Genomic DNA, 13323 nt, shown 5'->3' with positions numbered 1-13323 from the left:
CAGAAGCAGCGCAACCGGCTGATCTCCAAGGTGCGGGCGGCGGTGGAGCGGCCGTTTGCGGTGTTCAAGCAGCACTACGGCATGCGGCGGCTGCGCTTCTTCAACCTGGCGACCAACCGGACGCAGTGCGTGCTTGCCGGCTGCGGCTACAATCTGCAACGGGCGGCCGCCGTCCTCTTCGCGGTGAGGAAGCCGGCATGAGGGGGCGGAGTCTGCCCAAAATCCGCCGAGGGGGGGCCCAATTGGGCCCCCGAGGCCTGCAACCGGGCCAATGTGGCCTGATTGCGTTTCAAAAAACGCCCCATGCGCCATCTGCGCCAAACTTCGGCCCCCGTGCAAAGCCCTCACAAGGGGAGAAGGAGAACGCGCAGCTTCAACGCCTCAATAAATATCGAAGTCGAAATATTTGGCCTGAATCTTCTTGTAGGTGCCGTCGGCGACGATCGCGTCGATTGCGGCGTTGAGCTTTTCGCGCAGCGCAGTGTCTTCCTGGCGCACGGCGATACCGGCTTCGGTCTCCGTGCCCTTGACGTCGCCGACCATCTTGCAGCAGTCGTCGCTCGATTTCTTCATCCAGTCCATCAGCACGAATTTGTCTGAAAGGACGGCATCGAGACGGCCGTTCATCAGGTCGGCGACCGCCTCCTCCTGGGTTGGATAGAGCTTCGCCTCGGCGCCGGCCTTGCCATAGACATCCTGGGCATAGTCGGCCTGGGTGGTCGAAGCCTGGGCGCCGACTGTCTTGCCGGCGAGTGCCGCCGGTTCGGTCGAGGCAATATCGCTGTCCTTCAAGGCCACCAGCGAAAGCGGCGTCGTATAGTATTTGTTGGTGAAGGAGACCTGCTTCTTGCGCTCCTCGGTAATGCTCATGGACGCGATGATGGCGTCGAATTTTTTGGCCTGGAGCGCCGGGATCATGCCGTCCCAGTCCTGCGTGACAAGTTCGCATTCGACCTTCATCTGAGCGCAAAGCGCATTGGTGATGTCGATGTCGAAGCCGACGAGCTTGCCATCCGCGGTGATGGTATTGAACGGCGGATAGGCGCCTTCAGTGGCGATCTTCAACTTTTCCTGTGCTTGCGCCGACAGCGACCCGACTGACATCGCCAGCATGACGGCTGTTGCTGCCGATGCGATCCATCTTGAAATCTGCATTTTTTGTTCCCCTTGTTCCAACCGTATTGACGGCTAAGACAGCCAAGCACGACCCGTAAGGTCAGGCAAGCATGGTCTGATCATAGTGGGCGATCAGCGCGCGGCGCGAAAATGCTTGGACAGTTTCAGGCCCTGCGCCTGATAGTTCGAGCCGAGATCTGTGCCGTAGAGCGCCTGCGGCCGCTTCAGCATGTGCTCGTAGACCAGCCGTCCGACGATCTGGCCGTGATCGAGGATGAACGGCACTTCGTGGCTGCGCACTTCGAGCACGGCCCGGCTGCCGGTGCCGCCCGAGGCCGAATGGCCGAAACCCGGATCGAAGAAACCGGCATAGTGGACGCGGAATTCGCCGACCAGCGGATCGAAGGGCGTCATCTCGGCGGCATAGAGCGGCGGCACATGCACCGCTTCCTGGCTGACGAGGATGTAAAATTCGTCCGGATCGAGCACCAGTTCGCCGGCGCCGCTCTTGTAGAGCGGGTCCCAGAAATCGACGACATCCTGCGCGGCGCGCTTGTCGACATCGACCAGGCCGGTGTGGTGCTTGCCGCGGTAGCCGACCAGCCCGTCCTTGTCGCCATCGAGGTCGATCGACAGTGCGATGCCGCCGCCGGAAATGTTCGGCGGCTCGGTGGCGACGAGCGTCTCGGCACGGTGCAATTCGTGCAGCTCGCTTTCCGACAAAAGCGCATTGCCGGTGCGGAACCGGATCTGCGACAGCCGCGAGCCGGCGCGGACGACGATCGGAAAGGTGCGCGGGCTGACTTCGAGATAGAGCGGGCCGTTGTAGCCGGCAGCGATCTTGTCGAACTCGTGGCCGCGATCGGTCATCACGCGGGTGAAGATGTCGAGCCGCCCGGTCGAGCTTTTTGGGTTGGCCGAGGCGGAAATGTTTGCCGGAAGCGCCAGGCTCTCGAGCAGCGGCACGATATAGACGCAGCCCGTCTCCAGCACCGCACCATCGGTGAGATTGATTTCGTGCAGCTTCAGGCGGTCGAGTTTTTCAGCAACCCTGTGGTTGGGGCCGGGCAGGAAGGAGGCGCGCACCCGCCAGGCCTTGTCGCCAAGCCTGAGGTCCAGGCTGGCCGGCTGGACCTGGTCGGCGTCGAGCGCGCGCCGCGACTTCAGCGCGCCCGACTGGTACAGCGCGGAAATATCCTGATCCGGAAGAATGCCTGTCTGCCGCAAAGTCTGGCTCCGCTCGAAGGCCGGGCGTGGTCTCGTCTTGTCGCAGGTTCTTGCCGTGGAACCCGCTGGTACAAACCTCTTAATCATGCCGGCAATTGACGCAAGCGCGGTGCAGGTCTAAAGGATCGTTATCCCGTGGTGATTTGGCCGGTCGGCTTGCAGCCACGTTAAACAAGTCGCTAAAGGACCGTCGGGCCGAAAGGCCGTACGACCGGTTGCGACTTTCGCGGCCGGTTTTTTTGTGTTTGGACCATTTTTTGTGTTTGGAACAAGGTGATGACGAGCAAAACGCGCAACTGGAAGCCTCAGACCGCCCTCGTGCATGCAGGAACGCTGCGTTCCGGCTTCGGCGAAACCTCCGAGGCGATGTATCTCACGCAAGGCTATGTCTACGATACGGCGCAGGCGGCGGAAGCCCGCTTCAAGGGCGAGGAACCGGGCTTCATCTATTCGCGCTATGCCAATCCGACGGTCGACATGTTCGAGAAGCGCATGTGTGCGCTGGAAGGTGCCGAAGATGCCCGCGCCACCGCATCCGGCATGGCGGCGGTGACGGCGGCGTTGCTGTGCAGTGCCCGGGCCGGCGACCACATCGTGGCGGCGCGCGCGCTGTTCGGCTCCTGTCGCTGGGTGGTCGAGACGCTGGCGCCGAAATACGGCATCGAGGCGACGCTGGTCGACGGCACCGACATCGCCAATTGGGAAAAGGCGGTCAGGCCCAACACCAGGTTGTTCTTCCTTGAAAGCCCGACCAATCCAACGCTGGAGGTCGTCGACATCGCAGCCGTAGCCTCGCTTGCCGATTCGATCGGCGCGCGGCTGATCGTCGACAACGTTTTTGCCACGCCCTTGCAGCAGAAGCCGTTGCAACTCGGCGCCCATATCGTCGTCTATTCGGCGACCAAGCACATCGACGGCCAGGGGCGCTGCCTCGGCGGCATCATCCTGTCGGATAAGAAGTGGATCGACGAGAATTTGCACGACTACTTCCGCCACACCGGTCCCAGCCTCTCGCCCTTCAATGCCTGGACGCTGCTGAAGGGCTTGGAGACGCTGCCGCTGCGCGTGCGCCAGCAGACGGAAAGTGCCGGCCGGATCGCGGACTTCCTCGCCGAGCGATCGGAAATTGTCCGCGTCATCTATCCCGGCCGCGCCGATCACCCGCAGGCGGCGATCGTCAAGAAGCAGATGTCGGGCGGCTCGACGCTGATCTGCCTCGACGTCAAGGGAGGCAAGCAGGCGGCCTTCGCCTTCCAGAACGCGCTCGATGTCGTGCTGATCTCCAACAATCTCGGTGACGCCAAGAGCCTGATCACCCATCCGGCGACGACGACACACAAGAATCTGAGCGACGAGGCGCGGGCCGAACTTGGCATCGGGCCAGGCACGCTCAGGCTGTCCGTCGGACTGGAGGACACTGACGACCTGCTCGAAGACATCGAGCAGGCCTTGACAGCCGCCAGGTAGGGATACGCGCCGAACTGCTGCGCTCTGATCTGCAAAGCAGGCGGGGTCAGGCGCCCGACGGCGTCTCTTCCAATTCCGCAACGGCGCTGGTTTGGATGGTCATCGTGTTGCCGCGCCAGTCGACGGCACCGCTGAGCCAGCCGCGCACCCAGATGGCGGGAAGCATCACGTCCCGCGCAACCATCGCCGGGATCATGCGCAGCGACAGGTGCCAGCCCTTGGCCGAGGCGAGAGCGCATTCCGGCAGATAGGCGACTATCAGCACGGCGATGGCGGTAGCCGGCAGGCTGAAACCGGCGCCTGCTGCCGCAACCAGCGCAAGCACCAGCGGCGGCGCCGCTCCGATCAGTATCTCGGGCGCGAAAAACAGTGGGAAGGTGACGCGACGCAGGCGTGCCCAGCGGGCCTGGCGCGACCAGATTTCGCCAAATGTGCGCAAGCCGAGCGGCTGTTCGAAGGGCGCGGCAACGAGATTGACGCGCAGTCCGAGCCCGTTGACCAGCTTGGTCGCGGCGGCATCCTCGGCAATCTCGGCGGCAAGCGCACGGATGCCGCCATTGGCGTCGAGCAATGGCTTGTTCCACAGCATGCTCTTGCCCTGGGCGAAACCGAGGCCGAGCGCCTCGCCGGTATATTGCCAGCGCGCCTGCAGCGTGTTGAGGAAAGCGCATTCGACCTCCGCCCAGAACCCGTCCGGCCGCGAGCCGATCGGCGTCGAGCAGACGAGACCGGTGTCCTGCCGCCATGCCGTCATCAGATGCTGGACATAGTCCCTCGGCATCAGGACGTTGGAATCGGCAAGGATGACCCAGTGGTGGCGCGCGGCCTCCCAGGCCTTCACACAATTGTTGAGTTTCGGATTGCCGCCGATGCGGTCGTCGCCGACCAGCAGCCGGGCCGGCACGGCCGGAAAGCGGGCTATCGCATCGGTGATCGGCCCGACCACCGGGTCGTCGGCATGGGCGACGCAGAAAATGAGCTCATAGTGCGGCCAATCGAGCGAGAAGGCGCGCTCGAGCGTCTCCTCGGTAAACGGCTCGACGCCGCGCGACGGCACGACGATCGACACCGGCGGCGCCTCGACGGCTGGCGGCGTGATCCTGCCAGGCCGCTTCAGCTTCAACGAAGCGAGCAGGATGCTGGCGAGATTGACAACAAGCAGAGCTATGGAAAGCAAGGCGGCTGTGACTGTCAATTCCATCAATGTCTGGTCGCTCCAGAAAAAACCGGCCGCATGAAAGCCGTTTTCAACAGTTCGACAGAATGCTGAGTCGCCCGGCCCTGCACACCATCCCCGGCCCTGCACACCATCATTGTCACGTGTCACTTAAATGACATTGTTGTTCGGCACCTGCGCTTAACAAATTCGGGCAACGATGGCAGACACCGAGGGGACGCACCCCGTTGACCGAACTGCGGAGAGGGTCGAATGTTCCGTCTGCATAGTGTGGAGTGATTTATGTACAGCGCCGTCACGCGCGACATCGAAGTGCAGGTCAAGCCGTTCTATCTGGAAGATCGCTCCGACCCGTCGGAGAACCGCTATGTCTGGGGCTACCAGGTGACCATCGACAACCAGTCGGATGAATTCGTGCAGCTTCTGTCGCGCTACTGGCAGATCACCGACGGCACCGGCCGGGTCGAAGAGGTGCGCGGCGCCGGCGTTGTCGGCGACCAGCCTGAACTCAATCCCGGCGATAGTTATCAGTATACGTCTGGCTGCCCACTCTCGACGCCATCCGGCATCATGGTCGGCCACTACACGATGCGCAATAAGCGGGGTGAGACGTTCGACGTCGCCATCCCCGCCTTTTCGCTCGACCTGCCGGGCACGCGGCGGACGGTGAACTGAGGCTCACTTGGGCTTCTCGCCCCAGGGCAAGGGGCGAGAAACCAAGCTCTGCGAAGGCACCGAGGCAGCACTGACGCCGGCTATTGAGCCGCAGCAAATTCCGCCGGGTCGAAGTCATATTGCTTCGAGCAGAATTCGCAGGCGACGTGAATGCCGCCATCCTCGGTGCTGTCCCTGATCTCGTCGGCGGAGAAGCCTCCGAGAATGCCGCGGATCTTCTCCCTGGAGCATGAGCACTGGTCGGCTACCGGCACGCCGCCGAAGACGCGCACGCCGTGCTCGTGGAACAGCCGGTAAAGCAACCGCTCGGCGCCGATCGTCGGGTCGATCAGTTCCGTCGGCTCGATGGTGCCAAGCAACGCCAGCAGTTCCTGCCAGGAATTGTCGGCCGGATCATGGATCTCCTCACGCGGATCGCCGTCGCCACCCGGAAGGTCGGGCACGCGCATGCGCTCCGCCGATTGCGGCAGGAACTGTGCCAGGATGCCACCGGCGCGCCATTGCTCGCGGGCACCGCCGATGCCGGGCGTCAACAGCTTGGCCACCGAAAGCCTGAGATCGGTCGGGATCTGCTCCGACTGCCGGAAATAGGTGCGGGCGGCCTCCTCCAGCGTCTCGCCGTCGAGTTGGACGATGCCCTGATAGCGCTGCGTGTGGGCGCCCTGGTCGATAGTCAGCGCCAGCACACCGCTGCCGAGCAGCGTCCGCTGCGAGGTCTCGCCGGCAGAAATCAGTGCCTCCAGCCGGTCGGCGTCGAAGCGGGCATAGGCGCGCAGCGCATGCGGCGTGGAAAAATCCGCCACCAGCATGTCGACCGGCCCGTCGGTGCGGGTCTGCAGGATGAACTTGCCTTCGAACTTGAGCGAGGTGCCGAGCAGCACCGTCAGCACGCAGGCTTCCGCCAGCAGGCGGGCGACCGGCTCGGGATAGTCATGACGGCTGAGGATCGCGTCGAGCATCGGCCCGAGCTGGACGGTGCGGCCGCGCACGTCGAGCGGGCCGACCTCGAAGGGCACGACATGATCGTCGCCGGCGTAGCCGAATTCGCCGAGTTTGGGTTGATGTTCAGCCAATTGACGGGTTTCCAACATGACAAAGCTCCGGGGCGCGGCGATGCCGCCCTCCGGGGCGCATGCGTCGAAACGCGCTCGATTTGCGTGATGCGCCTGAGATAGGCATCACGCACTCCCGGATCAAGGCGGCCGGGATCAAGGCGGCTCGGATCACGGTGACCAGGATCACAGCAGCCCGGATCAAGCGCCGAGGCACCAGGCCAAAACCGCCTTCTGGGCGTGGAGCCGGTTCTCGGCCTCGTCGAACACCACCGAATGCGGGCCGTCGATGACTTCGTCGGTGACCTCCTCGCCGCGATGCGCCGGCAGGCAGTGCATGAACAACGCGTCGGGCTTTGCCTTCGCCATCAGTGCCGCATTGACCTGATAGGGTGAGAAGACATTGTGGCCGCGAGCACGGTGCTCCTGGCCCATCGACACCCAGCAATCGGTAACGACACAGTCGGCCTCGTGGACGGCCTCCTCGGGCGAGCGGGTGAAGTTCAACTTGCCGCCATGCGCCCTCGACCAGTCGACATGCTTCTGCGCCGGCTCGCTGCCTTCCGGCACGGCCACGTTGAGGTTGAAGCGGAACCGCGCCGAGGCCTCCAGCAGCGAATGCAGCACGTTGTTGCCGTCGCCGGTCCAGGCGATGGTCTTGCCGGCGACCGGGCCGCGATGCTCCTCGAAGGTCATGATGTCGGCCATCAGCTGGCAGGGATGGGTGTCGTCGGTCAACCCGTTGATGACGGGGACGGTCGCGTTCTCGGTCAGCTCCAGCAGCCGGTCATGCGATGTGGTGCGGATCATGATCGCATCGACATAGCGCGACAGCACCTTGGCCGTGTCGGCGATGGTTTCGGAGCGGCCGAGCTGCATCTCGGCGCCGGTCAGCATGATGGTCTCGCCGCCGAGCTGGCGCATGCCGACGTCGAACGACACGCGCGTGCGCGTCGACGGTTTGTCGAAGATCATCGCCAGCACCTTGCCTTCAAGCGGTTTTGTCCGCTCGCCGGCCTTCAGCCTCGCCTTTCGCACGACGGCATCGTCCAGCATAAGGCGCAGATCGCCCTCGGAAACGGCGGAAAGATCGGTGAAATGGCGAAGGCTCATCTTGGGTCTTCCGACTGTTATTTCGCCGCAGCCGCGGCGATGGCGTCCGACAGGCCCCGGGCGCCGGCGCGGATGCGGTCGAGCGCCTCACGGATCTCGGCGTCGGTGACGGTGAGCGGCGGCAGCAGGCGAAGAACGTTGTCGCCGGCCGGAACCGCCAGCAGATGCTGGTCGCGCAACGCCATGTTCACCTTGGTGTTGGGCGCGGCGCATTTCAGGCCGAGCATCAGGCCGCTGCCTCTGATGTCTTCGATGACATCAGGAAATTCGTCGGCGACACCCGCCAGCCCCTGCTTCAGCAGCAACGCCTTGCGCTGCACATCCTCCAGAAAACCGTCTTCCAGCACCACGTCGAGCACGGCGTTGCCGACCGCCATCGCCAGCGGATTGCCGCCGAAAGTGGTGCCGTGCACGCCGGCGGTCATGCCGACGGCGGCCTCGTCGGTGGCGAGGCAGGCGCCCACCGGGAAACCGCCGCCGATGCCCTTGGCGACCGCCATGATGTCGGGCGTGACGCCAGCCCATTCATGCGCGAACAGTTTTCCGGTGCGGCCGATGCCGCACTGGACCTCGTCGAAGATCAGCAGCAGATCATGCTGTTCGCAGAGCTGCCTCAGCCGCTTCAGCGACTGCGTCGGCACCGGGCGAATACCGCCCTCGCCCTGCACCGGCTCGATCAGGATCGCGGCGGTCTCTGATGTGATCGCCTTTTCGACGGCGTCGATGTCGTCGAAACCGACCTGGTCGAAACCTTCGACCTTGGGGCCGAAACCTTCCAGGTATTTATACTGGCCGCCGGCGGCAATGGTCGCCAGCGTGCGGCCATGAAAAGCGCCTTCGAAGGTGACGATGCGAAAGCGCTCGGGATGGCCCTTGACGAAATGGTAGCGCCGCGCCGTCTTGATGGCGCATTCCAGCGCCTCGGCGCCGGAATTGGTGAAGAACACCTTGTCGGCGAAGGTGGCGTCGGCCAGCCGCTCGCCCAGACGGCTCTGCCCCGGAATCTCGTAGAGGTTGGAGACATGCCAGAGCTTGGCCGCCTGCTCGGTGAGTGCCGAGACCAGATGCGGATGGCTGTGGCCCAGCGAATTCACGGCAACGCCGCCGCCAAAATCGAGATACCGCTCGCCCTTGTCGGTGACCAGCCAAGTGCCTTCCCCATGGTCGAAGGCCAGGGGTGCGCGGGTAAAGGTCTCGAAAAGCGCCGAACCGCTCATTATATGCGTCTCCGGAACCGGAAAATCAAAAAGCCGCCAAAGCGGCGGCCTGTGCGGCTTATCGTGTTTTTCGGCCATGAAGTCAACGAAAACGTCGCGCAAGGACGCGCGGCAAGCTTTCCAGTGAGACGCCGGCTCATCAGCGACCGGGCAAGTTGGGGAAAACCGAAAAAACCGATTCGTGTTGGCCCTCGGACTCTTGTCACCGAGTCAGCGCATAAGGTACTTATAGGTCGAGAAATAACTAGATTTCGTGCGGCGGACCTAATCACCCGATATATGTGGTGTCTGCCCGGCGGAAGCCGGATCGTGGAAGGATTCCGATCGCCGCACATTTCAGCAGGAGCGCGGTCTCATGAATTGGACTGACGAGCGGGTCGAACTTCTTAGAAAATTGTGGTCGGAGGGGCTGAGCGCCAGCCAAATCGCCGCCCAGCTTGGGGGTGTCAGCCGCAATGCCGTCATCGGCAAGGTGCATCGGCTGAAACTGTCGGGCCGCGGACGCGCGACTGCCACGCCGGCACGCCAGAAGAAGAGCGTGCAGGGATCGACCGTGCAGAAATCGGTGTCGCGGGCCGCGAGCACTGCGCGGCATATCACCACGTCGATCGGCGCGACCGCGCTGCAGGCGCAATTCGACGCCGTACCGGTGACGCGTCATTATGTCCGTCCGGTCGAGAACGTCGTCGTGCCGATCTCGCGGCATCTGCAGCTCGTCGAATTGACGGAGCGGACATGCAAATGGCCGAATGGCGATCCGCTTTCGGAGGAGTTCCATTTCTGCGGCAACGACGCGGCCGAAACCGGGCCCTACTGCAAGTATCACGCCCGCGTTGCGTTTCAGCCCGCTTCGGAGCGGCGGCGGAGTAGATAAGGGAATAGGGGAGTAGGGCAGTACGGGAGTAGGTAAAGATTAGGCTTTGTGAGTGCGACCCTTGGCAACGCACTACATACTCCCTTACTGCCCTACTCCCTTACTCCCCCCTTCTTTCACAGCCAGCCGCTCTTGCGGAAGCGCCAGTAGAGAACCGAGCAGACCAAAATAATCGCTCCCAGAACGACCGGGTAGCCATATTCCATCCTAAGTTCCGGCATGTCGTTGAAGTTCATGCCGTAGATGCCTGCGAGCGCCGTCGGCACCGCCAGGATTGCAGCCCATGAGGCGAGCTTCTTGGTGATCGCCGTTTCCTGGCTCTGGCCAACCAGGAGGCTCGCCTCGAAGGCAAATGCGAGCACCTCCCGCAAGCTGTCGATCTTCTCCTGGACGGTGCGGATGTGGTCGGTGACGTCGCGGAACAGCGGGTGCATGGCCGCATGGATCTGCGGCAGGTCGGCGCTGGTCAACCGGCGGCAGACTTCCACCAGCGGCAGCGCGGCGTTGCGCAGGCGCAAGAGATCGCGGCGCAGCATATAGAGCCGCTCTATGTCGGAGCCGGTCATCGGCTTCAGCAGAACCCTGTCCTCGATCGCCTCGACCTCGTCCTCGATCTGCTCGAGCACCGGCATGTAGTTGTCGACGATGAAATCGAGAATGGCATAGAGGACGAAATCCTCGCCTTTGGCTAGCGAATGCGGGCAGCTTTCCCAATGCTGGCGAACGACGGCATAAGAAGTCGACGGACCGTGCCTGACGCTGACGATGTAGCCGGCGCCGACGAACAGATGCGTCTCGCCGAAGGTGACGCGCCTGTCGATCAGTTGAGCCGTGCGGGCAACGATGAACAACGCATCGCCATATTGCTCGATCTTCGGCCGCTGATGCGGATGCTCGGCGTCCTCGATCGCCAGATCGTGCAGGTGGAATTGCGCCTGGACACGAAGCAACAGGTCGCGGTCCGGCTCCAGCAGGCCGATCCAGACGACATGACCGGGCTTCTTGGCCCATTCGCCGGCTTCCTCGATCGGAATGTCGGCGACACGCCGGCCGGCGGTATAGACGCTGGAAGCGACGATGGCCGATGTCGGCGGGGCCGGCGTCAGGTTCCGAACGGTTTCCATCGCTACCTCCTGGAGGCATGGCCTCGGGTCAGGATCAGGAACGTTCGGTAAAGCTTAGCCTAAATCAGCAAGGGGTTCGAGAGGCAGCCGTTCACTTCGCCGGTAGCGTTGCGGGAAGCACAATCTTGTCTGTCTTGTCGCCCTTCGGCCGCTCGGCCGGCATCTGGTCGCCGGTGACGATGTAGTAGATCGTCTCGGCGATATTGGTGGCGTGGTCGCCGATCCGCTCGATGTTCTTGGCGCAGAACAGCAGGTGCGTGCAGGGCGTGATGTTGCGCGGATCTTCCATCATGTAGGTCAGCAACTCGCGAAACAGCGAGGTGTACACGGCGTCGATCTGATCGTCGCGGTCACGCACGAAGCCGATCTTTTCCACCGAGCGCGACGCATAGACGTCGAGCACTTCCTTGAGCTGCGTCAACGCCAGGTCCGCCAAAGCCTCGATGCCGCGGAACAGGCTGGTCGGCTGGCGCCCTTCTATGACGGCAACCACGCGCTTGGCGACATTCTTGCCGAGGTCGCCGACCCGCTCGAGATCCGCCGAGATGCGGATCGCGCCGACGATCTCGCGCAAATCCGTCGCCATCGGCTGGCGCTTGGCGATGATGATGATCGCCTTGTCGTCGATCTCGCGCTGCCCCTGGTCCAGAACGGCATCGTCGCGGATGACCTTCTGGGCAAGGCCAGGGTCGGCGTTGACCAGAGCGGCAATCGCCTGTTCGACCATGCGTTCGGCATGCCCGCCCATCGCGGCAATGCGCTTCGACAGATATTTCAGCTCCTCGTCATAGGCGCTGACGATGTGCACGGACTGCATGGAGATGCCTTCCCGGGTCTTCTGGTCCGAGTCGTTCCTCGAATCCCCGCTGATACGCTAGCCGGATGACAGAAAAAAGAAAGCGTTAGAGCGACGTGCGTCCACTAGGCCACAGAGTAGGCTCTAAAATCCTGTATCCACGCATCCGGCGGTCCTAATGTCTTCCGGTACTCGGGCCGGCGCGTGCTTAGATAGTGAGGTGTCAGTGCGCCAGCAAATGCACCGTGAAAGCTGCGCCGTTGCCGACCTCCGATGTGATCGACAGCCTGGCATTGTGGCGCGTCAGGATATGCTTGACGATGGACAGGCCAAGGCCAGTGCCCTTCTGGGTCCGGCTGTTTTCGACATCGACGCGGTAGAAACGTTCGGTGATGCGCGGGATGTGCTCCTCGGGAATGCCGGGGCCGAAGTCCCGGATGGTGACGTCGATGCCCGGTTCGGGACCGTCATCGCTGTGGGCAATCGTCACCACGACACGTCCACCCGACTGTCCGTATTTGCAGGCGTTTTCCAGCAGATTTTCGAAAACCTGGAAAAGTTCATCGCGATCCCCCGGCACATTGAGTGGTCCTTTCGCGAAATCCCGCTCGATGGCAACGCCGTTTTCCCGGGCAAGCGGACCCAGCGAATCGATGACGCTGTCGAGGGTCTGGCGGAGATCGACCTCGGTTCCCGGCTTCAGATAGGGTTTCATCTCCAGCCGCGACAGCGACAGCAGGTCGTCGATCAGGCGCGCCATGCGGCCGGTCTGGTTGTGCATGATCTGCAGGAACTGCTCGCGCGCCGCCGGGTCGTTGCGGGCCGGGCCGCGCAGCGTCTCGATGAAACCGGAAATCGAGGCGAGCGGAGTTCGCAGCTCATGGCTGGCATTGGCGATGAAGTCGGCCCGCATCCGGTCGATGCGGCGCGCCTCGCTCTGGTCCTTGAAGACCAGCACATAGAGGTCGGTGCCGTGGCCGACCGAAGATGCACTCACGCGATAGGCCCGTTCGACCGGCAGCTTTTCGGTATATTCGACGACGTCCGAAGCGGCGGCGCCCGACAGGATACTGTCCAGCAAGGCCTGCATCTCGGGCGCGCGGAATTTCAGCGACAGCGACATGCCCGGTGCGATGCCGCCGAAGGCGGCGAAGGCGGCGGCGTTGGCATGGACAATTGTCGCGGTGCGATCGAAGATGATCAGCGGATCGGCAACGGCGGCTGCCAGATATTCTCCCGACAGCTGTTGTAGCCCGCCTGCCTCGATCGCCGCGGCATCCTCCGCGGACTGGCGCGCTACGCCGGCCGGCAGCATCGCGGCGGCGAGCAGCAGCACAGCACATGCCAGCAGCACAACATAGAAGGACATGTTTGCGAAACCATAGACCGTCAAGACCGCGACGATGCCGGCCGCAAGCAGCCAGCGGCTGTTCCACAACCGGGTGGCGACGGCTTGCGCCATGGTTCGCTGTTCTGCGCCGCCCA

General features: G+C 63.2%; 13 protein-coding genes and 1 riboswitch. Of the genes, 4 read left to right on the top strand and 9 right to left on the bottom strand.

Features of this window, described 5'->3' with window-relative positions; translation table 11 throughout:
- Positions 1 to 201 (top strand): transposase (locus BLT09_RS31225; protein ID WP_139172719.1); only part of this gene is annotated, 201 nt, incomplete at its 5' end.
- Between the two features lie 180 nt (positions 202 to 381).
- Here the strand turns inward: BLT09_RS31225 and BLT09_RS31220 are convergent.
- Positions 382 to 1155 (bottom strand): ABC transporter substrate-binding protein, encoded by a 774-nt coding sequence (locus tag BLT09_RS31220; protein ID WP_091600343.1) that lies wholly within the window; start codon positions 1153 to 1155, stop codon positions 382 to 384.
- A gap of 93 nt (positions 1156 to 1248) precedes the next feature.
- Positions 1249 to 2343 (bottom strand): 2'-deoxycytidine 5'-triphosphate deaminase, encoded by a 1095-nt coding sequence (locus tag BLT09_RS31215; RefSeq protein ID WP_091600342.1) that lies wholly within the window; start codon positions 2341 to 2343, stop codon positions 1249 to 1251.
- A gap of 125 nt (positions 2344 to 2468) precedes the next feature.
- A riboswitch (SAM riboswitch) is annotated at positions 2469 to 2546 on the top strand.
- Between the two features lie 73 nt (positions 2547 to 2619).
- Between BLT09_RS31215 and BLT09_RS31210 the strand changes: the two genes are divergently transcribed.
- Positions 2620 to 3810, top strand: coding sequence for an O-succinylhomoserine sulfhydrylase (locus tag BLT09_RS31210; RefSeq protein ID WP_091600341.1), 1191 nt, complete (start codon positions 2620 to 2622; stop codon positions 3808 to 3810).
- A gap of 46 nt (positions 3811 to 3856) precedes the next feature.
- Here BLT09_RS31210 and BLT09_RS31205 read toward each other — a convergent pair whose 3' ends face one another.
- Positions 3857 to 5011, bottom strand: a complete 1155-nt coding sequence (locus BLT09_RS31205) for a ceramide glucosyltransferase (protein ID WP_091600340.1) — start codon at positions 5009 to 5011, stop codon at positions 3857 to 3859.
- Positions 5012 to 5269: 258 nt separating this feature from the next.
- Between BLT09_RS31205 and apaG the strand changes: the two genes are divergently transcribed.
- The gene (gene apaG, locus BLT09_RS31200) at positions 5270 to 5662 is read left to right on the top strand and encodes a Co2+/Mg2+ efflux protein ApaG (RefSeq protein ID WP_091600339.1); all 393 of its coding nucleotides are present in this window, start codon (positions 5270 to 5272) and stop codon (positions 5660 to 5662) included.
- An 80-nt stretch (positions 5663 to 5742) separates the two neighbouring features.
- Here apaG and BLT09_RS31195 read toward each other — a convergent pair whose 3' ends face one another.
- The 3 genes from BLT09_RS31195 to BLT09_RS31185 form a co-directional block, all read right to left on the bottom strand.
- Positions 5743 to 6753 carry an Hsp33 family molecular chaperone gene (locus tag BLT09_RS31195; protein ID WP_167366584.1) on the bottom strand — a complete coding sequence of 337 codons (1011 nt, stop codon included), beginning with the start codon at positions 6751 to 6753 and terminating at the stop codon, positions 5743 to 5745.
- 162 nt (positions 6754 to 6915) lie between these two features.
- On the bottom strand, positions 6916 to 7827 hold the full coding sequence (gene argF, locus BLT09_RS31190; protein WP_027155178.1) for an ornithine carbamoyltransferase: 912 nt from the start codon (positions 7825 to 7827) through the stop codon (positions 6916 to 6918).
- 17 nt (positions 7828 to 7844) lie between these two features.
- On the bottom strand, positions 7845 to 9044 hold the full coding sequence (locus BLT09_RS31185) for an aspartate aminotransferase family protein (protein WP_091600346.1): 1200 nt from the start codon (positions 9042 to 9044) through the stop codon (positions 7845 to 7847).
- A gap of 355 nt (positions 9045 to 9399) precedes the next feature.
- On the opposite strand from BLT09_RS31185, the gene BLT09_RS31180 reads away from it, so the two are divergent.
- Positions 9400 to 9918 carry a GcrA family cell cycle regulator gene (locus tag BLT09_RS31180; RefSeq protein ID WP_027155176.1) on the top strand — a complete coding sequence of 173 codons (519 nt, stop codon included), beginning with the start codon at positions 9400 to 9402 and terminating at the stop codon, positions 9916 to 9918.
- A gap of 116 nt (positions 9919 to 10034) precedes the next feature.
- Here the strand turns inward: BLT09_RS31180 and BLT09_RS31175 are convergent, their stop codons facing one another.
- The 3 genes from BLT09_RS31175 to BLT09_RS31165 form a co-directional block, all read right to left on the bottom strand.
- Positions 10035 to 11042 carry a magnesium and cobalt transport protein CorA gene (locus BLT09_RS31175; protein WP_027155175.1) on the bottom strand — a complete coding sequence of 336 codons (1008 nt, stop codon included), beginning with the start codon at positions 11040 to 11042 and terminating at the stop codon, positions 10035 to 10037.
- A 91-nt stretch (positions 11043 to 11133) separates the two neighbouring features.
- The gene (gene phoU, locus BLT09_RS31170; protein WP_023802181.1) at positions 11134 to 11859 is read right to left on the bottom strand and encodes a phosphate signaling complex protein PhoU; all 726 of its coding nucleotides are present in this window, start codon (positions 11857 to 11859) and stop codon (positions 11134 to 11136) included.
- 202 nt (positions 11860 to 12061) lie between these two features.
- A complete protein-coding gene (locus BLT09_RS31165) occupies positions 12062 to 13300 on the bottom strand; it encodes a sensor histidine kinase (RefSeq protein WP_413468404.1) in 1239 nt (412 codons plus the stop codon).
- Positions 13301 to 13323: the final 23 nt, after the last annotated feature.

This window comes from Mesorhizobium muleiense (assembly GCF_900099905.1).
Classification (GTDB): Bacteria; Pseudomonadota; Alphaproteobacteria; order Rhizobiales; family Rhizobiaceae; genus Mesorhizobium; species Mesorhizobium muleiense.
This window is presented reverse-complemented; position numbering and strand designations above follow the sequence as displayed.

Coding starts and splice junctions, on each gene's coding strand:
- BLT09_RS31220 (WP_091600343.1), bottom strand. CDS start 1,155: ATGCAGATTTCAAGATGGATCGCATCGGCAGCAACAGCCGTCATGCTG.
- BLT09_RS31210 (WP_091600341.1), top strand. CDS start 2,620: ATGACGAGCAAAACGCGCAACTGGAAGCCTCAGACCGCCCTCGTGCAT.
- BLT09_RS31205 (WP_091600340.1), bottom strand. CDS start 5,011: ATGGAATTGACAGTCACAGCCGCCTTGCTTTCCATAGCTCTGCTTGTT.
- apaG (WP_091600339.1), top strand. CDS start 5,270: ATGTACAGCGCCGTCACGCGCGACATCGAAGTGCAGGTCAAGCCGTTC.
- BLT09_RS31195 (WP_167366584.1), bottom strand. CDS start 6,753: ATGTTGGAAACCCGTCAATTGGCTGAACATCAACCCAAACTCGGCGAA.
- argF (WP_027155178.1), bottom strand. CDS start 7,827: ATGAGCCTTCGCCATTTCACCGATCTTTCCGCCGTTTCCGAGGGCGAT.
- BLT09_RS31185 (WP_091600346.1), bottom strand. CDS start 9,044: ATGAGCGGTTCGGCGCTTTTCGAGACCTTTACCCGCGCACCCCTGGCC.
- BLT09_RS31180 (WP_027155176.1), top strand. CDS start 9,400: ATGAATTGGACTGACGAGCGGGTCGAACTTCTTAGAAAATTGTGGTCG.
- BLT09_RS31175 (WP_027155175.1), bottom strand. CDS start 11,042: ATGGAAACCGTTCGGAACCTGACGCCGGCCCCGCCGACATCGGCCATC.
- phoU (WP_023802181.1), bottom strand. CDS start 11,859: ATGCAGTCCGTGCACATCGTCAGCGCCTATGACGAGGAGCTGAAATAT.
- BLT09_RS31165 (WP_413468404.1), bottom strand. CDS start 13,300: ATGGCGCAAGCCGTCGCCACCCGGTTGTGGAACAGCCGCTGGCTGCTT.